Annotated in this window: 24 protein-coding genes, 1 tRNA gene and 3 pseudogenes; 15 read left to right on the top strand and 13 right to left on the bottom strand. The window is 65.4% G+C overall.

Annotated features, from left to right (window positions below):
- Positions 1-2230: phosphoenolpyruvate synthase (ppsA, locus tag BJQ90_RS14350; RefSeq protein WP_226760923.1), on the bottom strand; the 2230-nt coding region annotated here is incomplete at its 3' end.
- A 153-nt stretch (positions 2231-2383) separates the two neighbouring features.
- Positions 2384-3202 carry a pyruvate, water dikinase regulatory protein gene (locus BJQ90_RS14355; RefSeq protein WP_226760924.1) on the bottom strand — a complete coding sequence of 273 codons (819 nt, stop codon included), beginning with the start codon at positions 3200-3202 and terminating at the stop codon, positions 2384-2386.
- 116 nt (positions 3203-3318) lie between these two features.
- Between BJQ90_RS14355 and BJQ90_RS14360 the strand changes: the two genes are divergently transcribed.
- The 4 genes from BJQ90_RS14360 to BJQ90_RS14375 all read left to right on the top strand — a co-directional run bounded on the left by BJQ90_RS14360 (position 3319) and on the right by BJQ90_RS14375 (position 5809).
- Positions 3319-3522, top strand: coding sequence for a hypothetical protein (locus BJQ90_RS14360; protein WP_226760925.1), 204 nt, complete (start codon positions 3319-3321; stop codon positions 3520-3522).
- A gap of 574 nt (positions 3523-4096) precedes the next feature.
- Positions 4097-4873, top strand: coding sequence for a type 1 glutamine amidotransferase domain-containing protein (locus tag BJQ90_RS14365; protein WP_226760926.1), 777 nt, complete (start codon positions 4097-4099; stop codon positions 4871-4873).
- Between the two features lie 128 nt (positions 4874-5001).
- Complete coding sequence (locus tag BJQ90_RS14370; protein WP_226760927.1) at positions 5002-5511, top strand: SOS response-associated peptidase; 510 nt, start codon at positions 5002-5004, stop codon at positions 5509-5511.
- A 7-nt stretch (positions 5512-5518) separates the two neighbouring features.
- On the top strand, positions 5519-5809 hold the full coding sequence (locus tag BJQ90_RS14375) for a hypothetical protein (protein ID WP_226760928.1): 291 nt from the start codon (positions 5519-5521) through the stop codon (positions 5807-5809).
- A 280-nt stretch (positions 5810-6089) separates the two neighbouring features.
- On the opposite strand, the gene BJQ90_RS14380 is transcribed toward BJQ90_RS14375, so the two are convergent.
- Positions 6090-6311, bottom strand: coding sequence for a three-helix bundle dimerization domain-containing protein (locus BJQ90_RS14380; RefSeq protein WP_226760929.1), 222 nt, complete (start codon positions 6309-6311; stop codon positions 6090-6092).
- Between the two features lie 433 nt (positions 6312-6744).
- On the opposite strand from BJQ90_RS14380, the pseudogene BJQ90_RS14385 reads away from it, so the two are divergent.
- Positions 6745-6907, top strand: a pseudogene (locus BJQ90_RS14385) (IS256 family transposase); the annotation flags it as partial.
- 51 nt (positions 6908-6958) lie between these two features.
- Here the strand turns inward: BJQ90_RS14385 and BJQ90_RS14390 are convergent.
- Positions 6959-8707, bottom strand: coding sequence for a phospholipase C (locus BJQ90_RS14390; RefSeq protein ID WP_226760930.1), 1749 nt, complete (start codon positions 8705-8707; stop codon positions 6959-6961).
- Between the two features lie 108 nt (positions 8708-8815).
- Positions 8816-9841 carry a DUF6454 family protein gene (locus tag BJQ90_RS14395; RefSeq protein WP_226760931.1) on the bottom strand — a complete coding sequence of 342 codons (1026 nt, stop codon included), beginning with the start codon at positions 9839-9841 and terminating at the stop codon, positions 8816-8818.
- A 451-nt stretch (positions 9842-10292) separates the two neighbouring features.
- Here BJQ90_RS14395 and BJQ90_RS14400 point away from each other — a divergent pair, with 451 nt between their 5' ends.
- A complete protein-coding gene (locus tag BJQ90_RS14400; protein ID WP_226760932.1) occupies positions 10293-10823 on the top strand; it encodes a hypothetical protein in 531 nt (176 codons plus the stop codon).
- Positions 10769-11557, top strand: a complete 789-nt coding sequence (locus BJQ90_RS14405; protein ID WP_226760933.1) for a CehA/McbA family metallohydrolase — start codon at positions 10769-10771, stop codon at positions 11555-11557. Before BJQ90_RS14400 ends, BJQ90_RS14405 begins: the two co-directional genes overlap by 55 nt.
- 302 nt (positions 11558-11859) lie before the next feature.
- Here BJQ90_RS14405 and BJQ90_RS14410 read toward each other — a convergent pair.
- Positions 11860-12162: pseudogene (locus tag BJQ90_RS14410) on the bottom strand (recombinase family protein); the annotation flags it as partial.
- A 355-nt stretch (positions 12163-12517) separates the two neighbouring features.
- Here BJQ90_RS14410 and BJQ90_RS14415 point away from each other — a divergent pair.
- Positions 12518-13204, top strand: a complete 687-nt coding sequence (locus tag BJQ90_RS14415) for a phosphotransferase (protein WP_226760934.1) — start codon at positions 12518-12520, stop codon at positions 13202-13204.
- Positions 13205-13240: 36 nt separating this feature from the next.
- Here the strand turns inward: BJQ90_RS14415 and BJQ90_RS14420 are convergent, their stop codons facing one another.
- The 5 genes from BJQ90_RS14420 to BJQ90_RS14440 all read right to left on the bottom strand — a co-directional run bounded on the left by BJQ90_RS14420 (position 13241) and on the right by BJQ90_RS14440 (position 17797).
- A complete protein-coding gene (locus tag BJQ90_RS14420; protein ID WP_226760935.1) occupies positions 13241-13489 on the bottom strand; it encodes a hypothetical protein in 249 nt (82 codons plus the stop codon).
- A 213-nt stretch (positions 13490-13702) separates the two neighbouring features.
- Positions 13703-14293 (bottom strand): hypothetical protein, encoded by a 591-nt coding sequence (locus tag BJQ90_RS14425; protein WP_226760936.1) that lies wholly within the window; start codon positions 14291-14293, stop codon positions 13703-13705.
- A 457-nt stretch (positions 14294-14750) separates the two neighbouring features.
- Positions 14751-15293 carry a hypothetical protein gene (locus tag BJQ90_RS14430; protein ID WP_226760937.1) on the bottom strand — a complete coding sequence of 181 codons (543 nt, stop codon included), beginning with the start codon at positions 15291-15293 and terminating at the stop codon, positions 14751-14753.
- Positions 15290-16564 carry a serine/threonine-protein kinase gene (locus BJQ90_RS14435; protein WP_226760938.1) on the bottom strand — a complete coding sequence of 425 codons (1275 nt, stop codon included), beginning with the start codon at positions 16562-16564 and terminating at the stop codon, positions 15290-15292. Before BJQ90_RS14435 ends, BJQ90_RS14430 begins: the two co-directional genes overlap by 4 nt.
- A gap of 1148 nt (positions 16565-17712) precedes the next feature.
- Positions 17713-17797: transfer RNA gene (locus BJQ90_RS14440), tRNA-Ser, on the bottom strand.
- A 183-nt stretch (positions 17798-17980) separates the two neighbouring features.
- On the opposite strand from BJQ90_RS14440, the gene BJQ90_RS14445 reads away from it, so the two are divergent.
- From BJQ90_RS14445 to BJQ90_RS14460, 4 genes are read left to right on the top strand one after another with little or no spacing between them, the layout of a single operon-like run.
- On the top strand, positions 17981-19075 hold the full coding sequence (locus tag BJQ90_RS14445) for a zinc-dependent alcohol dehydrogenase (RefSeq protein WP_226760939.1): 1095 nt from the start codon (positions 17981-17983) through the stop codon (positions 19073-19075).
- Between the two features lie 4 nt (positions 19076-19079).
- Complete coding sequence (locus BJQ90_RS14450) at positions 19080-19478, top strand: 6-pyruvoyl trahydropterin synthase family protein (protein WP_226760940.1); 399 nt, start codon at positions 19080-19082, stop codon at positions 19476-19478.
- Between the two features lie 7 nt (positions 19479-19485).
- Positions 19486-20775, top strand: coding sequence for a glycosyltransferase (locus tag BJQ90_RS14455; protein WP_226760941.1), 1290 nt, complete (start codon positions 19486-19488; stop codon positions 20773-20775).
- 4 nt (positions 20776-20779) lie between these two features.
- Positions 20780-22036 (top strand): DNA glycosylase AlkZ-like family protein, encoded by a 1257-nt coding sequence (locus BJQ90_RS14460; RefSeq protein WP_226760942.1) that lies wholly within the window; start codon positions 20780-20782, stop codon positions 22034-22036.
- Positions 22037-22093: 57 nt separating this feature from the next.
- On the opposite strand, the gene BJQ90_RS14465 is transcribed toward BJQ90_RS14460, so the two are convergent.
- Positions 22094-22597: a nucleoside deaminase gene (locus BJQ90_RS14465; protein ID WP_226760943.1), complete on the bottom strand. Its 504-nt coding sequence runs from the start codon at positions 22595-22597 to the stop codon at positions 22094-22096.
- Between the two features lie 71 nt (positions 22598-22668).
- Between BJQ90_RS14465 and BJQ90_RS14470 the strand changes: the two genes are divergently transcribed.
- The 3 genes from BJQ90_RS14470 to BJQ90_RS14480 all read left to right on the top strand — a co-directional run bounded on the left by BJQ90_RS14470 (position 22669) and on the right by BJQ90_RS14480 (position 24633).
- Positions 22669-23511 carry a phosphatase PAP2 family protein gene (locus BJQ90_RS14470; protein ID WP_226760944.1) on the top strand — a complete coding sequence of 281 codons (843 nt, stop codon included), beginning with the start codon at positions 22669-22671 and terminating at the stop codon, positions 23509-23511.
- Between the two features lie 12 nt (positions 23512-23523).
- Positions 23524-24159, top strand: coding sequence for a uracil phosphoribosyltransferase (gene upp / locus BJQ90_RS14475; RefSeq protein ID WP_226760945.1), 636 nt, complete (start codon positions 23524-23526; stop codon positions 24157-24159).
- A gap of 96 nt (positions 24160-24255) precedes the next feature.
- Complete coding sequence (locus BJQ90_RS14480; RefSeq protein ID WP_226760946.1) at positions 24256-24633, top strand: glyoxalase superfamily protein; 378 nt, start codon at positions 24256-24258, stop codon at positions 24631-24633.
- A gap of 34 nt (positions 24634-24667) precedes the next feature.
- Here the strand turns inward: BJQ90_RS14480 and BJQ90_RS14485 are convergent.
- Positions 24668-25020 (bottom strand): annotated as a pseudogene (locus BJQ90_RS14485) (hypothetical protein); the annotation flags it as partial.

Raw genomic sequence — 25020 nt, forward strand, 5'->3', positions numbered from 1 at the left:
GCGCCTTGCAGGCCGTGATCGCCATGCTCAGGAGCTTCTTGACGGCGAGGTTCCGCTCGTCGAAACTGCCGGCGACGATGGCGGAGTCGCGGTCCAGGCCCAGGGTCAGCTGGGTCATGTCGTTGGAGCCGATGGAGAAACCGTCGAAGTAGTCCAGGAACTCGTCGGCCAGCAGCGCGTTGGACGGCAGCTCGCACATCATGATGACCTCGAGGCCGTTTTCGCCGCGGCGCAGGCCGTTCTCCGCGAGCAGGTCGATGACGCCGCTGGCCTCGTCCACGGTCCGCACGAAGGGGATCATGAGCTTGACGTTGGTCAGGCCCATTTCGTTGCGGACGAAGGACAGGGCCTCGCACTCCAGGTCGAAGCAGTCCCGGAAGGACGGCTCCAGGTACCGTGAGGCGCCGCGGAAGCCGATCATCGGGTTTTCTTCGTGCGGCTCGTAAGCCGGTCCGCCGATGAGGTTGGCGTACTCGTTGGACTTGAAGTCGGACATCCGCACGATCACCGGCTCCGGCGCGAACGCGGCGGCGATGGTCGCGACCCCTTCGGCCAGGCGCTTGATGTAGTAGTCGCGCGGGCCGTCATAGGCGGCGATCCGCTCGCGGATTTCCGCTTTGACTTCCGCGGGCTGGTCGTCCAGGTTCAGCAGCGCCTTGGGGTGGATGCCGATCTGGCGGTTGATGATGAATTCCAGCCGGGCCAGGCCCACGCCGTGGTTGGGCAGCTGGGCGAAAGTGAAGGCCTGCTCGGGCGTGCCGACGTTCATCATGACCTTGACCGGGGCCTCGGGCAACTGGGTGATCTCGGTTTCCTCGACGCTGAAGTCGATGAGTCCTTCGTAGATGACGCCGGTCTCGCCGTCGGCGCAGGACACGGTCACCTCGAGTCCGTCGGAGAGGACATCCGTCGCGTCGCCGGTGCCGACGACGGCGGGAATCCCCAGTTCGCGGGCGATGATGGCCGCGTGGCAGGTGCGTCCGCCGCGGTTGGTCACGATGGCGGAGGCGCGCTTCATGATCGGTTCCCAGTCCGGGTCGGTCATGTCCGCGACGAGGACGTCGCCGGTCTTGAAGGCGGCCATCTGGTCAATCGCGGTGAGGATGCGGACGCTGCCGGCGCCGATGCGCTGGCCGATCGCGCGGCCCTCGACGAGCACCCGGCTGGTGCCGTTCAGGCGGAAACGGCTCAGGCTGCCGGAGGTCCGGCGGGACTGCACGGTCTCGGGGCGTGCCTGCAGAATGTACAGGCCGCCGTCGATCCCGTCCTTGCCCCATTCGATGTCCATCGGGCGTCCGTAGTGGTTTTCGATGGCGACGGCGTGGCGGGCCAGCTGCTCGACGTCGTCGTCGGTGAGGCTGAAGCGGTTCCGCAGCGAAGCCTCAACCGGGACGAAGTCAATGGTGTGGCCGATTTCTCGGTTGCTCGTGTAGGTCATCTGGAGGGCCTTCTCGCCCAGTCCGCGCTTGAGGATGGCCGGACGGCCGGCCTCGAGCGCCGGCTTGTAGACGTAGAACTCATCCGGGTTCACGGCGCCCTGGACGACGGCCTCGCCGAGGCCGTAGGAGGAGGTGACGAAGACGGCGTTCTGGAACCCGGATTCCGTGTCCATCGTGAACATGACGCCGGAGGCGCCGACGTCGGAACGGACCATGCGCTGGACGCCCGCCGAGAGTGCGACCTCGGCGTGCTCGAACTTGTGGTGCACGCGGTAGGCGATGGCGCGGTCGTTGTAGAGGGACGCGAAGACATCCTTGATGGCCACGAGGATGTTCTCGATGCCGCGGACGTTCAGGAAGGTTTCCTGCTGTCCGGCGAAGGAAGCGTCGGGAAGGTCTTCCGCGGTCGCGCTGGAGCGGACGGCCCAGGAGAGGTCCTCGGAGCCGCCGTGCTTTTCAACCAGTTTCTGGTATGAGGCGCGGATCTGCGCCTCGAAGTCCGGCAGGAAGGGCGTCTCGCGCATCAGCTTGCGGATCTCCTGGCCCGCAGCGGCCAGGGCGGTCACGTCATCGGTGTCCAGGCCGACCAGCCGGTCGGCAATTTTCTGGTCCAGGCCGGAGCCGGCCAGGAAGCTGCGGTAGGCGTCTGCTGTTGTGGCGAAGCCGTCCGGAACCTGGACGCCGGCAGACGTCAAATTCTGCACCATCTCACCGAGGGAGGCGTTCTTACCGCCCACCCGGTCCAGATCCTTGAGGCCGAGTTCTGAGAACCACAGGATGTCTGTCGTCATGTTTGCTGCTCCTTTGCAGATGGTGGCATGCGGTATCACCGCCCCGCGCGGGGGCGTTCGCCGGTTAATGGGCGCGAGTCCTGTCCACAGTGACAGGTCTGCGCCGGTGTTTCCACATGATGTGGTCCACGCAACACTTGTGAACGGCGGCACCTAGTGCTTGAGGTTCATCCGTTGCAGGATCGTGGCGGCCATTTCCTCCACGGAGACGCTGGCCGAGTTGAGGTAGGGGATCCCGTGGGACACGTAGAGCCGCTCGGCGCTGCGCAGTTCGAAGCCGCACTGCCGCAGCGACGCGTAGGGCGAGCCGCGACGGCGTTCGGTGCGGACCTGGCTCAGGCGCAGGGGATTGGTGGTGAGGCCGAAACACTTCGAGACGAACGGCCGCAGCGGTTTGGGGAGTCCCTCCCGTTCAAAGTCCTCGTCCACCAGCGGGAAGTTGGCGGCGAAGATGCCGTGCTGCAGAGCCAGGTACATGGTGGTGGGCGTCTTGCCGCAGCGGGACGGGGCCACCAGGATGACCTGGGCCTTTTCGAGCGCGCGCAGGCTCTGGCCGTCGTCGTGCTCCATTGCGTATTCGACGGCGGCCATCCGGGACTGGTAGCGGGCGGCGTTGCCCAGGCCGTGTGCCCGCCCCGGTTCCCCGCTGGCCGGCGTGCCCAGGGCGCTCTCCAGCACGCCGACGTGGGTCCCGATGAGGTCCACGATGATCGCCTTGCAGGTGCCCAGCGTCTGGCGGATGTCGCTGCCGACAGCCGTGGAGAAGACGATCGGCTGCAGGCCGGTGGCCGCGAGGTTGTCGATCACCTTGACGACCGCCCGTGCCTGGTCGACGGTGGTGATGAAGGGGACCGTGATGCGGTCAAATTCGTTCGCGGGAAACTGCGTCAGCAGGGTGTTGCCGAGCGTTTCTGCGGTGATGCCCGTACTGTCCGAAAGGAAGTAGACCGGGCGGGGAGCGTCATTGGTCATGAACGCATTGTGCACCAGTGCGGGCCGCTTGTTCTTCCATGACGCAGCCGCCACCCGGCCGGGACGGGCTGGACCGCGGGGAGTATGCTGTGTCCCACGTCACTAAAGGAGCCCGAATGAGCTACAAATACCGGACCGTCAAGGTCCGCGGTACGGACCTGATCGGAACAATTGCCCGCAGGCACGGGGGTGCCCCGGAAATCTACGAAACCTCGAAGGACCCCAGTACGTCGGTGGTTCCGGTGTTCTTTCCGGAAACTGGAGAAATCCGCTTCTTTGACCGGTCGGTGCTGGAAGACGTCGTGAGTCCCGCCGGCTAATTAACCCCGGTAATGCGCACGGAGGAGGGAGTCTGGAAGCGGACTATTCACAAGGGCGCCGAATTTTCAAGTCAAATTGAAGCCTATTGCTAGCCAACGCTAAGCCGTTTAGCCTGACGTTGGGATCTGGCCCGGGCATCTTTCTGGGGAGAGACCATATCGGTGTTCCGATCGAGTCGGATTCCGCAAAGGCTGGCTCCATGGTCTCAAAACGATGGAGCCAGCTTGGCGGACTATCCGGGCTCCACCTCGGGCGCCTGGCGAAGGGCCGACATCTAAGCGGGACTGCACCATTCCAAGCCGTGCCGTTGAGGATCGCTGTTGGGACACTGGGGGTCGCTGCACCTGGCCGGTACTGTCACAAATTGCTTCGCCCGATCACCCAACGAGGTGGATTCCACCTCTCGGTTGAATGTCCTGGCACCGCAGTGGTCGCACGTCCATGCATCTGGCATTTTTCCCCCGTTTGATTGGAGGCAACTGCCCCGGATTGAAAGCTTAGGGTCGCCATGCCCGGGACGGAAGGGCCGAATAGGGCTGGCGTAGGGTGGAAGTTAGACGAAAGGAACACTTCATGAAAAAGATCCTCATGGTACTGACCAGCGTTTCCGAGATCGGCGATACCGGAGAGCAGACCGGCTACAACGTGGCCGAAGCTGCACATCCCTGGAAGGTCTTCAAGGATTCCGGGCATTTCGTCGACTTTGCGTCCATCAAGGGCGGCCAGCCCCCGCGCGATGTGGTGGACTCAGAAGATCCCATCCAGGTCGCCTTCACGGAGGACGAGACAACGCGCGCCGGCCTCTACAACACTGCCCGCGTCGACGTCGTTGACCCCGAACAGTACGACGCCGTCTATCTCGTGGGTGGCCACGGCACCATGTGGGACTTCCCGGACAGCGAAGGCTTGCAAAACCTCGTAGCCAGCGTCTACAACGCCGGCGGCTTGGTGGGCGCGGTCTGCCACGGACCGGCCGGCCTGCTGAACGTGGAACTGGAGAACGGGTTCCGCCTCGTCGAGGGCCGGAAGGTGGCTGCCTTCACCAACGACGAGGAAGTTGCCGCTGGGAAGGACAAGGTCATCCCGTTCTTCTTGGCTGAGCGGCTTGAGGAACAGGGCGCCACCCACGTCTTCGCTGATGTCTTTGAGGAGAAGGTCGTCGTTGACGAGCGGCTGGTGACCGGCCAGAACCCGGCCTCAGCCGCCGGTGTGGCCAAGGAGATGGAGAAGCTCTTCGCAGAGGTCATCCACCAGGAAAAGGCCGAGGAACAGCACGATACGGAGGCTCTGCGCGCCGAGAAGGACGCCGAGAAGAACGCCAGGAAGGCTGCCGCAGAAGCGGAGCACTAACACCCGCAGCGGTCGCTGCCGAACGCGCCCGTGAACTCTGGGAGGGCGAGTTCGACGGCGAAGCCCCGAGGACGGACGACGACGTCCAGGCGTTCATCGACGCCCTCGTCACCGGATTCGACGAGAGCATGAACGACACGATCGACACGGAGGCGGTGCTCGTCCGTGTGCGCGGGCTCCTCGGCGAGTTCATGACCCCCGCGGATGCCGACGCCGCGATCGTGTCCTTCCGGGAATGCCCCGAGTCCCACACCGACGAGGTGCAACGGGTGCGGCGGGAATGGAACGCGAAGAACGCCAGGCGGGCACGAACGATCCGGGTGTTCTGGCGCACCTACTGGGCCGGGGCCGTCGTGCTCACAGCCGTCGTCGTCGGACTGGCGATGGCCTCGGGGAACGGCGAAAACGTGACCGTGGCCGCGATTCTTGGCGCCGTCGGGGCTGTCCACGACAGGTCACCGGTCGTCATCCCCAAGGACCGTGTTGCTGAATGGCCCGACCCGGACCTGACCGGCAAGAACGACGTCCAGCGCCCGCTGGATTCCGTGCCTGATCCGACCCTCACTCCGAGAATTGTCAGCACGGGAGTGAACAGCGTTGGGAACAACTGGCCTGAGCTGACCGAGCCCGCTGAATGAGCTCCGCGTGAAGCCCGCGCGCAGCGCCAAAATGACCACTGGGCTGCTTGCCCTGATCCTCATGATTTCCAACGCCGCCGTCTTCGCATGGATGGCCTGGGCGTTCAGGGACCCCACATCTGGATATGGTGCGGGCTACGTGGTGATCTTCGTCGCCGTCTTGACCGTGACCGGCGCCATTCTGGGCGTGAGCTCTCTCATCGATAAGAGTGGCAGGCTGCCAGGAGCCATTGCTCTGGCAATATGTGGCGCCGGCTTGTTGCTCGCCCTTTACAGCATGATCGCCGAGGGTATGTGAAGCAGATTTAGCAGCTGGCAATAAGAATTCCCTCGCTGACCTCGAGTAGGGGAAACTGAACTCCCGCCACGCCTGGCTCACCCTTCCGCTGTTAACGGAACATATCGCTTCGGCCGGCCGGCGAGCCGGCGGCGGTGCCGGGTGTCTTTCGGTTCGACGCGTCGAACCGAAACAGTCCACGTGGATGGCGTTTCACGCCGCGGAAGTGGCGATGAGCTTGTCAGGTCTCGGCAGGTATCGCCAGCGTCCTGGCATAGGCGGCGCAGCGACCGCGGTGGCTTCAGGCTTCTTCTGCGGTCCGGGAGGGGAACTCACTTCTGATTCTGTTCCGGGCCCCGTGCTCAATCAAGGTCGGAATGTAGGTGCGGATGCGGCTGTAAGCCAGTTGGTCGTACTCTTCCGCCACGACTCTGGCGACCAGCGTGCGGGGAGCGTCGGGGTGCCGAGCGACTATCCGGGCCGTGACCTTTTCTATGGTGTCCTGTTTGTCGGCGTCGTCCATGACATCAGTGTGATGGCCGGGCCGGGACGGCGTCCATCAGTTTGCTTATGACGACATGTAGACGAACGCATCACCAGGCGCCCCCAGGCTTTCAGATTTGGTTGAGACCGGTCAAAGATCCTTGGGCCCACAGTCTTGTCCAGACGCTGCGCGGCCTGGTTGTATTCACGCGCTGCCGCCTCGGCACTCAGCTTGCAAGGGGTTCCGGATTCTTCTCCGGGCGAACCGGACTGTCCGGGATTCCCGGGTCGTTGATCTCTGCTCATGAACATGCGCGGCTGAACATGCGGGGCGCTGTGGCCCACCGTGCGGTAGTGCCCATTCGCGTGGTGTAACAGCCCGGCCCTGGGCGTGTTGTTCCCGAACGTGAGGCGGCCATCGCGTGATTCTTGGAAAGACCGACCAAAGTCTTCTCTCCAGGAGTCACCACGCGATGACCGCACCCCATGTTATCGACCCTGCCCGTTTCCTGTCCGAGCAACTCGAGCAGGCCTCCCCGGATCTCATGCATGCTGACCACCTTTATCAACGCGCTGATGAGCGCCGAGGCCGACGCGGTCTGCGGCGCCGAATACGGTGCCCGGTCCCAGGCCCGTGGAGTTTTGTGGTTCAGATGCGAAGACCCTCAAAGCCTCAGCGCAGGGGTATCAGCTGCCAGAGCTCTTACGGTCCTGATTGTCGGAGTCGTTGTTGCCGTCGTTGTTGTTGTCCTTCCCGGTGACGGAGGCGATGGCACCTGTTTGTTCGTTGAGCAGGACGTTGCCGTCGCGCTGGTGGTGGAAGTTGAACATGGCGTTCACTGAGCCGGCGGTGGCGTCGGCGGAGGCGTCCCCGATCTGGCCGGTGTGCCAGTTCTCTTCGATGAAGCGCAGGATCGAGGCTTGGTCGGTCTGGGTGTGGTCCACGAAGTTCTTCTTCGCGTAGGGGGAGATGACCACCAGCGGCTGGCGCGGACCCGGGCCGCAGCGGTCAGCGTAGCCACCCGCCATCGGGACTCCGGCCGCTGCGGCACTCTGGCACCAGGCAGCGTCATCGGCGCTATTGGAGGAGTTCTTGACCTTGGCTGCGGCGTGGTCATACCAGCCGTCGGAATCATCGTAGGCGAGCACCACGGCGGTGTTCTCCCAGTTCTTGGACTTCTGGATCTGGTTCACGGTGTTGGTGATGAACTTCTGCTCATCGACCGGGTCCGAGTAGCCGGCGTGGCCATCCTGGGACATTCCCGCCTTCAGGAACGACACGGCGGGCATGTTGTCGGTGTTGACCACTTTGTTGAACGCGGTGAGGTCGTACTGGTGGTTCGCCTGGCCGTTGTGGCCGATTTCCGCGTCGGTGGCCGGTGCCAGGTGGTGAGGGTTGGCGGTGGAGGCGTAGTACTGGAACGGCTGGTGGTGCGGGGAATAGTCAACGACGCTCGCGCCGGCGGCGTTCGTGTGGCTGGACAGGCATGAGGCCGGGGTGGTCGCGGTCGCGGCAGTGGTGGGCGTGAAGCCGCCCTGGAACCAGCCCCAGGAGGTGCCCTTGGCGTTGAGCAGGTCCCCGATGTTCTTACCCGTCATGCCGGCCAGGTTGCCGGGTTTGGGGTTGGTGTGGCTGTTGTTGGAGCAGTCGTCGTGGACCGGGTCCGGGTCGTTGATGACGGTGCCGACGCCGTTTGCGTCCGGCTGCCGGACCGCGCTGGATCCGGCTGCCGGCGTGGCCACGGGCTGCCCGGCGGGGGTGTATTCGGTGGCCCCGTGGGTCTGGCCGGAGACCAGGTTCAGGGCGCCCGGGGTCGAGGGGCCGAAGACGGTGCTGAAGTGGTTATCGCTCATGGAGTAGTTCTGGGCGTAGTTCCAGATACCGGTGACGGTGTTGCCGTCGTAGTAGTCCATAGTCAGCCCGGGACGCCCGTACTGGTTGGTGCCGCAGGCGTCCCGGCTGGTGAACTGGACGAACTTATCCATCGCCCCGCCGTTGTAGGCCTGCTGCTCTTTCGTGTAGTTATGGTCCTGGTCGCAGGTCACAGCCTGCATGGGGGAGAGCCGGGCCGGCTGGACCGTGTTGGGGTTGTTTGGTGCCAGCAGAGCGGCATTGGCCAGGGTGTTGATGTCCTTGGGCGTGTTTTTCGCCGCGGTGAAGGCTGCCGCATTGGTGCCGGTGCCCTGCTGGGTTTCACCCGGGGCGTTGGCGGCCTTGGGGTAGGTGGCGAAGTAGTGGTCGAAGGAGACGTTCTCCCCGTAGATCACGACGACGTGCTGGATCGGCGTCGCGGTGCCGGCGTGGTTATCGCCGGCGCTGGCGGGGCCCGCGCCAATACCAACCAGGCCCGCGGTCAGGGCCGAGGCGCCCAGGGCCACCGCGCCGGTCGCGGCGGCGATCCGCTTCCGGGTGAATCGTTGTGCTTTTTCAATCATGGAATGTCCAATCGTTCCTGTTCAGGGGTGCCTGTAATGGTGGACGGCGTCCGTGTCGCGTGCTGTGCTGGTGATCCGTCAGCGACCGCGACCCGAGCCCGTCGTGGGTTATTTGGCGGGGGTGACGGTGGCTTCGTAGGTGAGGATTTCTGTGCCGTTGCCTTCGTCGCCGTTGTCGGGGGCGACTTTCAGGGTGAGGTGGTTCCCGTCGGCGGTAATTTTGAACGGGTTGCGGGTGGCGACGTGCCCGGCGGTGGACCACTGCTGGAACGGCACATCGCGGATCACGTTGTGGGATTTGAGGTCGATCATCGCGATGCCACCGAGTTCGTAGGTGGCACTTGTGCCTCCGGCCGCGGGGGTCTGCGGGAGGTTGGTGATCCCGGCGCAGAGCATCTTGGAGCCGGGCACGTACTGGCAGTCTTGGTAGTCGATGAAGTAGTTCGGGTTATCCCAGGTCGAGAGCTGTTTGCCCTGCAGGTCCCATTCGGCGAACCGGCGTGAGCCCCAGGTGTTGCCGACCAGGTGGCCGGTCTGTTTGTCCATCACGATGCCGCCGAAGTGGTCTTTGACTTCGAACTGCTTGTGCACATTCAGGGTGGTCGCATCGACGCGGTAGATGATGGCGCTGCTGTCGGGCCGGTACTGGGCCACTGGGACCCAGACGTTGGTCCCGTCGAAGTCAATGCCGCCCGGGTGGTACATGTCGCCTTCGCCCAGGATGATGTCCTTCTGGAGATTCCCGGATTTGTCCATGACGAAGAGGTGGCCTATGCCCTTACCAGGCGTGCGGTCGAACCCGCCCTGAGGGGCCGGGAACTTCGTGGTCGGCTCGGTGATCTGGACCGCGGAGAGGAAAATGTGGTCCTGGCTGTAGGCAATTCCCTCCGTGTGGTAGGTGGGGAAATTCAGTTTCAGCTTCGAGGTCTGCTGCCACGTCGTGTTCCGGTCAACACCATTGAACGCGTCCGCCAGGGCAGTGTTCGCTTCCTTGTGGTTACCGGAATCGTTATTGCCCTCGTGCTGGTCATTGTTGCCGGCGGCCTGAGCGGCCGCGGTGCCGCCGATGGCGGACGCGGCCAGGATGACGGCGGCCGCGGCAGTGAAAACGCTTCGGGTGCGAGTCGTGCTCATTCGGGAGCCTCTCAAAGGGGTTGGTTCGCATCAAGAGCTCGCCACGTTACTTACTGGTAATGAACCAGTGTTGGCGCCTTGATGAACGCCAGGTTGCGAGCACGGCAGGGCTTCCTCTCGCCCATCGTTTGACGGGTCCCGCAGTAAATATCGAAGGTGGGCTCCTGGTCCTTTTGGTCTGGGCCGTGCGCCACAAGCCCCCAGAGGTTCCCCGGATGTTTCCGGCGATTTATCGGTACCCGAGCGTAGAGGGCCTTCATCTCCGGGCACGATGCCATTGCGTGGCTGACCAGCACCGCCGCCGGCGCCGCGGGGACCCTTGAGCCCGGCTGGCGGACCCGTCCTGTGGTGTGGGGGGCGGGCGGTCCGGTTCATGACGGGCGGCGGCTTGGTTCAGGCGTAGTTTCCTTCACGGATGTGTTCCTTCAGTTTGCACGGGGACCATAGGCCGGTGACTTCACCCTGCCAGGCCCACGAGACCGACAATGCTCCCCTTTCGCCCAGCCGCCGGGGATTCCTGGCCGCGGCGCTGACCGGCGCCGCCATCACCCTGGCGCCCATGAGCTTCGCGGCTGCTGACACGGGGACCAGCAAGACCAAGACCCTCACCGGTCACTTCGATCCGGGGGCCGCGGACTTTGTCTACCTTCCCGTCGAGGTGCCGGCCGGCGTCAACAAGATCAGCGTCTCCTACACGTACAGCAAGCCGACCGTCGCTTCCGGGCTCCTGAACAACGCCTGCGACATCGGCGTCTTCGACGAGAAGGGAACCGACCTGGCCGGCAAGGGCTTCCGCGGCTGGTCGGGGGATTCCGCAACGAGTTCTTCATCTCCGCGGCCGAGGCCACCCCCGGCTACCTGCCCGGCCCGGTCGGGAAGGGAACCTGGAACATCGCACTGGGGCCGTACCAGGTCGCCGAACAGGGGATGGGTTACACCGTCAATGTCACACTCGAATACGGGCCGCGCCTGGACTTCATGATCAGCACGGACCACAACACCCCGGCCTCCCACGGCGTCTGGGGGCCGCTGGCCGGCAACGACCTGCTCATCCTCACGGGTGAGGAAGTGACGACCCGCAACGGGCACTACCTCGCCTTCGGGCTCGAGCCCGGGGAGTGGATCGACTGGCGCTACCGGGCCCGCGACAAAGGGTTCGAGCAGGAAGCCCAGCGGATCCATGCCTCCGGAGGCCTTGTGGTCCCCGCCCACCCGTACTGCCCGTCCGTCGCCTGCCGCTGGAAGTTCGGCTACGACGACGCCGACGCAGTCGAGGTATGGACCGGTCGCTGGACCGCCGACGACGAATACGCCATCAACTCGTGGGACTCCATGCTGGCCCCCTCCGTGCGCACCGGCGGACACTGGCTCCCGGCGATGGGCAACAGCGACGCCCACAGCGCACCCCAGGTCATCGGCTTCCCCCATAACGTCGTGAACGCCGCCGCGCTGTCCCGCACCGCCATCCTCGACGGTATCCGCCGCCGGCGTGGGGGAACGACTCGATGTCGCGCCGGATGCCCGGGTAATGGTCACGGCGAAGATCTCCGGCGTGCCCAACGGCGTGGTCCGCTTCATCACAGACGAAGGCCAAACCCAGCAGACCACCCTTCCGGCCTCGGGCCAGGGCACCAGCACCTGGATCACGACTCCCCAGCTCGCAGCCTACGCCCGGGTGGAGGTGCGCCACCCGATGGCCGACGGCACCCCGAGTAACGGGACGGCCATGGGAACGACGCTCCAGCTCGGCCCCATGGCTGCACTCACCAACCCGATATTCCTCGGCAAGAAATAGCAGCCGGATACGGGCCCCGGCACAACAGTGCCGGGGCCAACGTCACCATCCCTACACCGGCGCGCACACCGGAGCTTCCGGGTTTGCCGAGAGCGGCAGGCGCGCCTCAATCCGCCGCTGATACGGGACATCGACCACGCCGGCGAGCCCAGCCGCGCACACTCCGCAAGAGTCCATCCGCGGCATCAAATTCAATGATCGACGTACGGGTAACAGCACCCGCTTGCCCGGCGTCGATTAGGCGGCGCGCATTCTCGATTTGGCTGTCGGTGAACCGTTCCCGGCGCCCGCCCAGGTCCCTGCCGGCGGCCCGGCGCTTGGATACCGAATCGGTGATCCGTTCCCGTTGGATCTCAAGTTCCATCTGCGCCAGTGCTGCCATGACGGTGAAGACCATGCCGCCCATCGGCGTGCCGGTGTCCACGTCGCCGCCGCCGAGGTTCAGCACGCGAAGACCGATCCCTCGCGCCCGTAGTATGGTGGCCAGCTCCAGCATGTTGGCGGTGGATCGGCCCAACCGGTCCAGTTGTCATTTTCAGAAGTCGCCTGCACTGAATGTCAGAAGTCCTCTGCACTGCGATTATGTGCCGTGGGCGGATCCTCTGCTGGGACCTTGGTCCGAATAAGGTAGCGTCGACCTACATGGCAATGCACGACAATGAGCTGCCCGTAGGTGAGAACGTTGCTCGGCAGATGATCGCGGCTCAGTTTCCGGAATGGCGCGATGAGCCCGTCCGTCGCATAGTGGCGGATGGCACGGTCAACGCCATATTCACGATCGGCTCCGACCTCGCCGCCCGCTTCCCACTGCGCTACGCTGACCCGGCTTCTGTCAGCGCTGAACTTGCTGAAGAATCCAAAGCAATGCGCGAGTTAGCCGCATGCTGCCCGTTCCCCACACCCGTGCCAGTTGCCATGGTCGATCCCGGGTACGGTACGACTATCCGCTGCCGTGGTCGGTGCAGACCTGGGTACCTGGCATTACTGCAACCCCCAATGGCCTATCGCACTCCGAACCATTCGCCCGTGACCTTGTCGCCCTCATCTGTTCGTTTCGTGCCGCCGACACGAGAGGCCGGCCCTTTGCCAGCACCGGCCGGGGCGGAGACCTGAAAGAATCTGACGAGTGGATGGAGGTCTGCTTCCATGAAAGCACCGACCTGCTGCCCGTCGATCGGCTCCGAACCCTGTGGGAAGCATTCCGAAGCCTGCCGGCAGCTAGATCGGTAGTGATGAACCACAGTGATCTGATCCCCGGTAATCTCCTCGTCGAGGGCGACCGACTCATAGGTGTGCTAGATGGTGGGGGTTTCGCTCCTGCTGACCCTTCTCTGGATCTCGTTGCCGCGTGGCACATGCTCGATGACGGCAGACGGGCACTTATCCGCAATGACCTCGCCTGCGATGAGCTCGAGTGGTGGCGCGGAGCCGCGTGGGCGTTCCAGCAGGCAATGGGCCTGGTCTGGTACTACCGGGAGACCAATCCAGGGATGAGCGCTCTCGGTCAAAGCACCTTGGCGCGCATCTCCAATGATCAAGTGTTTTCGAAACTGACCTCCACAACGTAAGGCGCCCGTAAGCCGATCCTCTACCGGACGCGGTGCTCACTGAGAACGATCGTCTTCGCCTCGGTTCTTGCGGCTTTCCTGCCACGAATACAGGGGAACAAAGACCACCACGAAGGCTGTACCCCCTCCCGCGATGGCGCCGAGGCCCTGATAGATGATGGTCAGCAATGGGGAGGATCCGTGGTCCGACTCCCCGCTAGTGAGGGCCACCACGAAAGTGACAATGGTGACCACGAGAACGATCAATGTTGATTTCCTCAGCCGGGCCTTGGTCAGAGAAGTCATGGCCATCGATGAGTCCGATCTCTTCATGGTGAACTGGCCGAGACGAGCCGAAGCCGATGACCTGAGTGTTGCAGGTGCAATGTCGAAGTGGCAAAAGCTCTAGAGGGTCTGATCACGTCGGGATTTGCAACGCAAGCACCAACAACGGCTTCAAAATCCCTGCCCGTTCGCCGATCCCCATATGGACGCCACCTGGCTTCAACCTCGAAGTGGTTATGCGTAGATTCCGGGATGAATGTCGGCGGGATCGACAACTAGGGTTTCTAGGCCGGGATCATCTACCAGAGCCGAGACGCAGGCTTTGGAACCAGCGATGTAGACAGAATCGGCGTAAAGATCATTTCCTACGCACCAGGATCGATCAGCCGGCCACCACCGCAGACTGCGCCTGTAACGTTGTTCATCGAACGCCTCCGTTGCAGCCCGGACGGGTCCTTCGAGGAGGTACATCTCGCGCTTGGGGGGAAGGACTATCACGGGCGCTCCGGTGAGCTCGTCCCTAATGTCGGAGTAGCCTGCCCAGACGGCGAAGAAGCATTTGTCGGGCGTGGTCGTGTATCGGCTGAGAACGTCTGCCAAGGAAGATGCAACCTTGTAATCGAGTGTCCCGAAATCGACATTGATCTTCTCACCCGTTTTGGCCTCGTAGTCCTGGCAAAGGTGGTCACCAACGGCGGCACCCTTTAGGGGAATGCCCAGCTCCTGCGCAACGGCGGCCCAAGAGAGTTTCCGCTCGGCGGCGCCAACAAAGGGATTTAGAACACGAACGACTGCCGGAAAAGTCTCTGGCACAAACGTGCTCACGAGAAGCGGAGGGTCCGGAAAGCCGCGGGCTAGCCAATCCGCAGAAGATGCCGAGCTGGCAGGAACCAAACTTGCATTCATGGACGTGCCCCGATTCTGTCTGAGTAGCATTGTGTCAATAGAAGATCACCGTAGCGGGTGACCCCTTCCCTCCGAGCGGGGTGCACGCCGCTCAAAGGACTACGCAAATGCATCGCGAGTGTCCCGTAGAGGGACACCCTACCGGGCGGTTTTACGGTGTCGTATAAACGCATCGTCGGTTACGGACAGTCGTCAAGGTCATAGAGGTCATAGAGGTCATCGGCTCAATCAGTGAGGCGTAGCGCGTAGCGGAGCAAGTTCTCAAATTTCTCGACAGACATGCACATCAACTGTTAGACATCTGGCCTGATATCAGTTCACCGGATGACAGCGGTCACCGGATGACTGAACAGGGTGCTGATGCTCGTGTGCGTGGTCAGTTGTCCTTGTTTTTGCCTTTGCCCTCGTTGCCTTTCTTCTGTCCAGGTGCTTGGTGGGGTGCCGGGAGAGGGACTGCAACTACCGGCGCCGTGTATTCCTGTGCTGATCTCGCCACCCCTTCCGTGTCCGCATCGGCCTTGGCCTTTTCCGCGTCTGCCGCGGCAGCGGCGGCTGCCGCTTCCTCCGCCGCTTTCGCCCCTGCGGCGGCCGCGTCAATGGCAGCCATGAGGTCGGCCCTGACGGCGGCGATGCTGGTCATGATGCGCCGGCGCCGTTCCTCGGAAACCTGACCGCTGGCGGCCGCTGTTGTCAGGTCCGCTTCCAGGGTCTCCAGGGTTCCGAGCGCGGCTGAATGATCATTCGCGGCCGCCGCCTGGCTCACGCCCAGAACTAGTTCCTGAAGCTGCCGGGATGCCTCGCGTGGCAGGCCGGTGTCGGCCGGTCCGCAGCCGGTAAGGGAAGCCGCCAGAACCAGGGCGGCGGCAAGGCCAATTCCCCGAATTCCAGGGCGTGGACGCTTGGGTTGATTGCGGGTCATGGTTCGACACTCTTCTGAAGTTCCTGGAGGTGATCTCCCAGCGCGCCGGTGACCGTCGGGTACGGCACAACAACGGACGTGGACGGTTGCGCCATGCTCGCCGTGATTGCCGTCGCCCCGCCCCCCAGCACGAGAACGGTCAGGATTGCGACCGCAGGAAACCGCCTCTTGTGTCCCGGACGGAATGACCGGGACCTCCGGTGCGTTGCCGGGCGGTCCCTTGTCTGATCGTTACCGGGGAACATCGGGTCAGTATGGGTGGCGGCGTCGGTCCCGCTGCAGTCCCGGGCGTGGGTGTGATCGTTGGCTGGGCCGGGGGAGAGGTTGGGGGCCGGGGACTTTGTCGTGATGGTGACGGCACTGAGGGGCCTGACCGGCAGCACTTGCGGGGTTCCCGGTGGAAGCTCGCCAGGGGTTGATGCCGGCGAGACAAGTGCCTGCCGCAGTGCTGTCTGAACATCGGCGGCTGTCGGGCGTTCCAGCGGATCGATTGCCGTCATCGACCGGATCAGGTCGGCCCACTGCGCCGGGAGATCCTCGGGAATGTTCGGGGTGCGGTGCAGCCTGGCGACGGCGGATTCCACGGCGCTCCCGGGGTATTCCATTGCCTGTTTGACGCATTCGAGCAGGACCAGCCCCAGCGAATACACGTCAGTGGCCTGGCTGAGCGGAGAGCCCATGGCTTGTTCAGGGCTGAGGTACGCTGCGGTTCCCACCATCGCCCCAGTGGCAGTCAGGCGTGTTGAGTCGGCGATCCTGGCAATCCCGAAGTCTGTGACCTTGGCCCTGAGCGGCTCCCCGGGGCGCGTCTGAACTAAAAGGATATTGCCCGGCTTGATATCCCGGTGGATGACGCCCATGTCGTGGACATACGCCAACGCGTCTGCGCTTCCGGCTCCGATGACCGCGAGCTCGTCCAGGGGGACAGCACTGTGCCTGATCCGGCTGCGCAGGTCCTGTCCGCCGACCAGTTCCATTGTCAGGAAGGGCCGCGGTTCGTCCGGGATGCGGGTGTCAATGCCGGCGTCGAACAGCGTCACGAGGTTGGGGTGGTTAAGCGTCGCGAGCAGCTGAATCTCAACTTCCTGGCGTTTGAGTTCGTCCGCGTCTGGCGCCTGAGGTGCGAAGAGTTTCAACGCGACGTCCCGGCCCAGATTCTCATCCGTTGCACGGTAGACGGACGACATGCCGCCACGGCCGACCACCTCGCCAAGCCGGTAACGTCCGCCGACCACGTCAATTCTGATGGAGCTCGGCGATTCCGCCACCATATCCGTTCCTCCCGGTGCACCGTGGCACTGTATACCTAAATCATAAGGCACCTTACTATTTGGCCATTCCGGGTGATGCTGGCCTCTCAATTACCTCAACTCCGGAATGGGGAACGCTCTCGCCATCGCTGGCCTTCGCGTTCCTGGCAGAAGGTCCCGAGGGTTACGCGTGCGTATCCGACCTGATCGCTTGGGGACGCAGTTCCCGCGGATGCTCACCCGCGCCCAGGTAAAGGGAAATACTGAACTTCGGCATGCCGAAGATTCACGCCTACTGGGCCACTAGGAAGTCTATGGAATTCACTTCGGTGGGAGGCCTCGGCGGCGGGTGAGTCAGACGTGGCTGACGATCCGGGACGTTCCTAGGCCCGGCCGATGGCCCGCATTGGGGCCGGCCAGCTCGGAGATGAGGAGTCGGCCGAACTGAACTAGTTCGCTGATTTAGTGGAGGGACCGCCCCATCAGCCACATGAATGCGGTGATTTTCCAGTTCCCGCAATCGGATTCTGTGCGATGCAGGCTGGGTCGTAGTGCTGTTAGTCCTGTACAAAACCTGGAACATTTCAGCGCAGACGATGAGCCGGTGACCGACGAACCCGTACATCGCCTCTTCCTGACCGTTGAGCAGGCAGCCGAAGAGCTGACCAGAGGCCTGTGGCGCATCGGGTGCTAGGGCTTCGATGACTGCCCTTTTCCTGGGGGGATGCGGGCAAAGGGTCAGCCCTCGTCGTCGACGCAGTCGCCCTCATCCAGATCTGGCAACCCGGCCTGTGATCTGATCACGCAGGAGATCGCAGCTAAGATCGACCCGAGCCTGGCTCCTCCTGGCGATTCTACGTGGGCCCGGAGTCGCCGTAGGGTTCAGTCTCAACGGGTGCCAACAACGGCCCGGCCGGGCCATTGTTGGCACTCTTTCGCTGTCTCACATGCCGTCGGCTGGGGATGACAGTGTCCAGCTGAGTTTCCTTGCCCGGCCATCCGGTGGGCCCGATGAGTGTCGTTCGCCGGCCGCGCGCGTTGCCTCGGCGTGGCTGAACACAGAGCGCTGCGGGAAATTTGTTACCGCTGCGTTACCGCTGGCCCGTTCCAGACAAAGCAAAAGACCCCGCTTCCCTTATTTGCAAAGGAAGCAGGGCCTTTCTCATTCGCGGTGACGGTGGGATTTGAACCCACGTTGGCTTTCACCAAACAACATTTCGAGTGTTGCACCTTCGGCCGCTCGGACACGTCACCAACCTGAATAGGTTACCGGAGCAAAGCGCTCATCCACAAAACGAGGCCACAACACACCGCGGATGCCGCCACCCGGACGGAGAATGGCTCCCCCAAGAGACCGCCAACCACCGTCCACGGCGGCGCGCCCGGGGCCGTCCGTACTTCCCCGCGAATGGACAGGGGACTAGATTCGTCAGCAAGATGACTAACGCAGCCAAACAGCCAGCACAGCACACCACAGCCACCGCCTACTGGACCGTCGGCCCCGGGAAAGGGGAGCTTCGGCGCGAGGACCTGCCCGTCCCGGGCCCCGGCGAAGCGCTGGTCCGCACCCTGTTTTCGGGCATCAGCAAAGGTACGGAGCTGGTCGTGCACAACGCCCGCGTCCCGGAATGTGTGGCGGAGGAGATGGCCGCCCCGAACCAGGAGGGCTCCTTCCCGTCCCCGGTGAAATTCGGCTACCTCTCCGTGGGCGTGGTGGAGGACGGCCCGGCGGACTGGCTGGGGAAGACGGTCTTCTGCCTGTACCCGCACCAGGACCGCTACGTCGTCGCGGTGGAATCACTCACCGTGGTGCCGGAAGATGTCCCCGCCCGCCGCGCCGTCCTGACCGGCACCGTTGAAACCGCGATCAACGGGATCTGGGAGGCCGGGCCCCGCCTCGGCGACCGCGTCGCCGTGATCGGCGCCGGCCTCGTCGGCGGCATGGTGGCCAAGCTCCTGAGCACCTTCCCGCTCGGTCGGCTGCAGCTGGTCGACGTCGACCCGGCCAAACGGGCGTTCGCCGAAACGCTCGGCGTCGAGTTCAGCCACCCCGATGACGCCCTGGGGGACTGCGACATCGTGATCCACTGCTCCGCGTCGGAGGCAGGCCTTGAACGGGCACTGCAGCTCGCGGGTGACGACGGCGACGTCATCGAAATGTCCTGGTACGCCGACCGCAAAGTCACCGTGCCGCTCGGCGAGGATTTCCACGCGCGCCGGCTGTCGATCCGCGCCAGCCAGGTCGGCGTGGTGGCCCGCGCGCGCCGCCACCGCCGCACCAACGCCGACCGGCTCCGGCTCGCCGTCTCGCTGCTGAGCGATCCCGGGTTCGACGCGTTCCTCACCGGCTCGTCCGCCCTGGCTGAGCTGCCCGACGTCGTCCAGCGGCTCTCCGACGGCGCACTGGACGCGCTCTGCCACGTCATCGAATACCCGTCCGGCGACGACCCCGTCGGTGAAGACACCGCCAGTGAAGGCCACGCCAGTGAAGACCACGCCACCGCATCAACCCCCACAGAAGCCACGAGGTAAATCCGTGTTCAGCCTGACCGTCCGCCGCAACTTCATGATCGCCCACAGCCTCCCGCGCCCGGCCTTCGGCCCCGCCCAGGGCATGCACGGCGCCACCTTCGTCACGGAGGTGACCTTCCGCCGCCGGCGTCTGAACGAGGACTCGATCGTGCTGGACATCGGCGAGGCCGGCGAGGTGCTGGATGCAATCCTCGAAGACCTGAACTATAAGAACCTGGACGAGCACCCGGACTTTGCCGGCAGGCTCAGCACCACCGAGGCCCTGGCCCAGTACGTCGCCGACGCCGTGGCAGCGCAGATCCGTCCCGGCGCGGACGGGCGTGAGCTGGCCGGACTGGACGTCACCCTGCGCGAAACCCCCGACGCCTGGGCCAGCTACTCGCTCGACTTTGAGGCCAGCTAGGACTCTGGTGCCAGCCGGGAACAGCGTGCACCAGGACGGCCTCCGAGTCCGCCTCGTGGTGCCCGGCAGCGTGCGCCACAACTCGGGCGGCAACGTCTACAACGCGGCCCTCGCCCGGGAGCTCGCCGGGTTGGGCGTTGAAGTGGACATCTGCCCGCTCGACGGCGGCTGGCCGGTCGGCAGCGCAGCGGACCGGCAGCGGCTGGCCGCCCTCCTGTGCGACGGCGAGGAGCGCGGCGGCGACCGTCCCGGAATCAACGTCGCCCGCAACGACACCGTCAGTATGGATGCCCGCGCCGGGCGCACGGTCACCCTCGTCGACGGGCTCCTCGCGTGCGGGGCACCCGATGAACTGGCAGCCGCCGCGGCCGCCGGCCGGCCCGCCTGGATCCTGCTGCACATGCCGCTGGACGACGCCGGCCATGACGAGGCCGGGCTGGAACGCCGGGCACTGCGGGCGGCGGCCGGGGTGGTCTGCACCAGCGGCTCGGCCGCAGCCGGGATCCGGGCCAGGCACGGGCTGGACGGCGTGCGGGTTGCCCTGCCCGGTACGGACAGCGCCGCGCTGGCCCCCGGGTCGGAGCCGCCGCATTTCCTGGCGGTGGCCGCCCTGCTGCCGAACAAGGACCAGACCCTGCTGCTCGCCGCACTGTCGGCCCTGCCGGACATACCGTGGACCGCCTCCCTGCTGGGCTCCGACACCGCGGATCCCAGCTATGCCGCGATCCTCCGGGACACGGTGAAGCGGCTGGGGCTGCAGGACCGCATCCGGATCCCGGGGGAGCTGCGGGGGCCGGCGCTCGAGACGGAATGGTCCGCGGCCGACCTCAGCCTGCTCATCTCGCAGGCCGAGACATACGGCCTTGTGGTCACGGAGTCGATTGCGCGGGGCGTGCCCGTGGTCGTCCGAGCCGGCACCGGCGCCGTCGAAGCGCTCGCAGCCGGCGCCCCTGCGCCGGCGCCCGACTCGCTTGATGCGCTAACCCCTGCAGCGAACCCCGCGCCAACGTCGGCGACGGAACGCACCCCAGCCTTGCCGGGTGCCGCCGTCGCCCTTGGCACGGACCCGGCACCCCTGACGAAAGTGCTGCGGCGCTGGCTGCTTGACCCCGGGGTCCGCACCCGCTGGCGGGCCGCCGCGGTTGACGCCCGGGAGCGTCTGCCCGGCTGGGATGCCACGGCCCGGACCGTGCTGGCAGCCGTGGACCCGGAGCCTCCCGCCGCGCAGCAGCCGGATGCCACGCCGGAAAAGCCTCCCGGGGAAGATTCCCCTGCCGCGCCGGCTGGTGGACAATGACCCCATGACGCCCGAGCCCCTGACCACGCAACCCCTGACGGCGAACGCGCCGCCGGCCCGGACCCTGACCCGGGAGCGGCTCTGCGCCTGGGCCTGGCACAAACAGGGCCTGGACGGCTCGCTGGCCGGCTGCACCGCGGAGCAGGTGTTCGCCCGCGCGGGCTGGGCGCGTTCCGTGGGCGGCGCCAACCCCTACCTCACGCTCTTCGCCCGCGCCGGCATCCGCCGCGCCCAGGTGGACGCCGACGTCGGGGCGCGCCGGATCCTCGAACTCCCGACCGCGCGCGGCTGTACCTACGTCCTGGGCCGGGACGACTTCGCCTGGGCGCTGCGGCTCGGGCGGGACGCCGCCGAGGCGGCCGTCAAGGTGGTCGGCAGGCTCGGCGTGGACCGCGGCGAAATCACCCTGCTCGAGGAGCAGGTGCTGCACACACTCGCCGATGCCGCTGTCCCGATGGACCCGCGCCAGCTCAAGGAGGAACTCGGCGAATCCGTGCGGAACCTCGGCGAGGAAGGCAAGAAAAAGGGCGCCACCACCACACTGCCCACGGCCCTCGGCATCCTGCAGTCCCAGGGCCGGATCCGCCGGGTCCCTGCCAACGGCCGCCTCGACCAGCAGCGCTACGCCTACGAACTGTGGGACCTGCCGCCGAGCCCGCTCGACGACGACGAAGCCCGCACCGAGCTGGTCCGCCGCTACCTTGGCTGGACCGGAGGCGCCACCTTCAAACAGTTGCAGTGGTTCACGGCCTTCACCGTGGCCCAGAGCAGGGCATCGCTGGCCGCGGCCGGCGCCGTGGAGGTCCCCACCGCCTCCGGGGAGACGCTGTGGATGCTGCCCGACGACGTCGAACAGCTCGTAGCGTTCCAGGAGCCGGCCCGCGAGCAGATCCAGCTGCTCGCCGGAACGGACTCGCTCGCGCTGCTGCGGCGCAACGCCGCCGACATGCTGGCCGAGGAGGACCAGCACACGAAGGCCCTGGGTTCGCTGGCGCTGCAGGCGGACCTCCCGGACCATCCCATCTTCGACCGGGGCCGGATCATCGGGTTGTGGCAGTACGATCCCGGCAGGGAGCAGATCGTGCCCTGGGTGTTCCACGCAGCCACGCCCGCCGTGACCCGGCGGATTGCCGAAGTCGAGGAATGGATCCGCGAGGACCTGGGCGACTTCCGCGCTTTCGGCCCCGACTCACCGGCCACCCGGCAAATACGGATCGACGGCCTGGTGGCAGCGGCAGCAGGCTCGGCAGCCGGCAGCTAGCGCTGCCCGCTCGCCTCAGGCACGGGGAATGGCGCGGGTAATCGCGTTGGCGAGGGCTCAGGCACCGCGGTGCCCGGCAAAAAAGTCGCGCAGCAAGGCCGCGCATTCCTGCTCCCGGACCCCGCCGTACACTTCCACCCAGTGGTTGAGCCGGCGCTCGCGGAGGACATCGAACACGGAGCCCGCGGCCCCGGCCTTCTCGTCCCAGGCGCCGAAGACGACGCGGGGGATCCGGGCCAGGACCACGGCCCCCGCGCACATGGCGCAGGGCTCCAGCGTCACCACGAGTGTGCAGTCCGCCAGGCGCCAGCCGTCGGCGGCGCTCCCGGCCACGGCGCCCAGTTCCTGCAGCCGCGCGGCCGCGGCGCGGATGGCCACCATCTCCGCGTGCGCCGTCGGGTCCCCAATGGCCTCCCGTTCGTTGCGCCCGCTGCCGAGCACGGTGCCGTCGGGACCGATGACGACGGCGCCGATCGGCACGTCGGCCGTGTCCAGCGCGGCACGCGCCTCGGTGAGGGCAAGGCCTATCCATTCGGCATGGCGCGGCTCAGGGGAAGTCATGGCTCAATGATAGTTTCGGTACTAAGCACGCTGTGCAGCACGGCTGCCGGCATCAACATTCGGGAGATACCGTGAACACCGGGATAGAGAGTTGGCTGACACAGCGCTGGGGCAAATGGGTGGTGCCGTACGCGGCGCTGTGGGTCACCATGCTCATCGGCGGCGCGATGGTGCTGATCCTGGCGCTGGTCAGTGCCGAGGTCTATGACAACGTCGTGGACGACGCCGGCCTGGCCAACCTGGACAAGCCCACCCTCGGAATGATGGAACAACTCCGCAACCCTGGCCTTGACGCGTTCGTGACGGGGTTCACCAACATCGGGGGCGGGATCGGGATGCCCATCCTGGGCAGCATCCTCACGGCCTGGCTCATCTGGGCCGGCCGGACCTGGCGGCCGCTGATCCTGGTCGGAGGTGCTGCCGCCGTCTCCGTGACCGCGACAGCCGTGGGCAAGAAACTGATCGGCAGGTCCCGCCCGGACCACGCCGACGCCGTCCCCCCCTACGAAAACTCTCCCTCCTTCCCCAGCGGCCACACGCTGAACACCACGGTGGTGATCGGACTCGTGGTGTACCTCGCGTGCCTGCAGATCAAACGCACCATGGCCCGGATCAGCCTGATCGCGGCCGGAGCGATCTTCATCTTCGCAATGGGCATGAGCCGGGTGTACCTGGGCCACCACTGGATGACCGATGTGATCATCGGCTGGGTGCTGGGGCTGGCCTGGGTCGGGATCGTCATACTGGCCCACCGGCTCTTCCATGTCCTGCGGCACCGCGAACACGCCGGACCGGCCCCGACTTTTGACCACCCGGCCCACCTGCGCGACGGCTCCACCGGCAGCAGCGCTGACGGGGACTCCAACGACGTCGGTGCCCGCGGCCCCTCGGGCGGGCCCCCGGCCGCCGGGTGATAGTTTTGACCCATGCGCACTCTCGTTGTGGACCACCCGCTGGTCGCCCATAAGCTCACCGTTCTCCGGGACAAGAACACCCCGTCCCCGGTCTTCCGCCAGCTCACCGAGGAACTCGTCACGCTCCTGGCGTATGAGGCCACCCGCGAAGTACGCACCGAACCGGTGACCATCGACACTCCGGTCAGCACCACCATCGGCACCGCCTTCACCAAGCCCACCCCGCTGGTGGTTCCCATCCTGCGCGCCGGACTCGGGATGCTCGAGGGCATGACCAAGCTGGTCCCCACGGCCGAGGTCGGCTTCCTGGGCATGGCCCGCGATGAAGAGACCCTGGATATCATCACGTACGCCGAGCGGCTCCCCGAGGACCTCACCGACCGTCAGATCTTCGTCCTGGACCCCATGCTCGCCACCGGCGGCACGCTGCGCGAGGCCATCAAGTTCCTTTTCAAGCGGGGCGCCTCCGACGTCACCTGCATCTGCCTGCTCGCCGCCCCGGAAGGCCTGGCCAAGCTGGAGGAAGAGCTGGCCGACGCCAACGTGACGATCGTGCTCGCCTCGATTGACGAGAAGCTCAACGAAAAGTCCTACATCGTCCCGGGCCTGGGCGACGCCGGCGACCGGCTCTACGGCGTGGCCGGTTAAACCAGCCGCCCTACGTGGCAGCCGTCTGTGCGGCGGCTTCCACGACCTTGGGATTTCCGCTTCCGGTACCGGCTGTCCCGGACTACCCTGAGCCGCATGGACTGGAAACTTGAACTCGTCTTTGTCCCGGTCTCCGACGTGGACCGCGCCAAGGACTTCTACGTCAACCAGGTGGGCTTCAACGCCGACTACGACGAGCGGCCCGTGGAGGGTATCCGTTTCGTCCAGCTGACACCGCCGGGCTCCGGCTGCTCGATCGCCATTGGCGAGGGCCTCAATGATGCCCCGCCGGGCACCGCCCCCAGCCTGCAGCTTGTGGTCAGCGACATCCAGGCCGCCCACAAGCAGCTCAAGGACAACGGCGTGGATGTCAGCGACGTCGACGTCCAGGACTGGGGGCATTTCGTCTATTTTGCCGACCCGGACGGCAACAAATGGGCGGTGCAGTACCTCCCCAACCGGTCCGGTGGCTAGGTGCGGGGACCTTCAGGAAGGCCGCGCCGGCTGTTTAGTACCAGTGGTGGGCCAGGTGGAAGTTCAGGGCGCCGCACGGTGAGCCGTAGCGATCCTTGACGTACTTCAGGCCCCAGTTGATCTGGGTGCGGTAGTTGGTCCGGTAGTCCGCGCCCGCGCTGGCCATCTTTTCGGCCGGCAGGGACTGGACCACGCCGTAGGCGCCGCTACTCGGATTGGTGGCAGTCGTCTCCCAGTCCGATTCCTTGGTCCAGAGCTTCATCAGGCACTGCATCTCGCCGGGCGCCCAGCCGTAGGAGCCCAGTTGGCCCGCCGCATAAGCCTGCGCGCCGGCAGGGTCATCGACGGCAACGGGTGCAGGGGCCGGGGCGGGAGCCGGGGCAGGTG

Source organism: Arthrobacter sp. SO3, assembly GCF_020532825.1.
GTDB lineage: Bacteria > Actinomycetota > Actinomycetes > Actinomycetales > Micrococcaceae > Arthrobacter.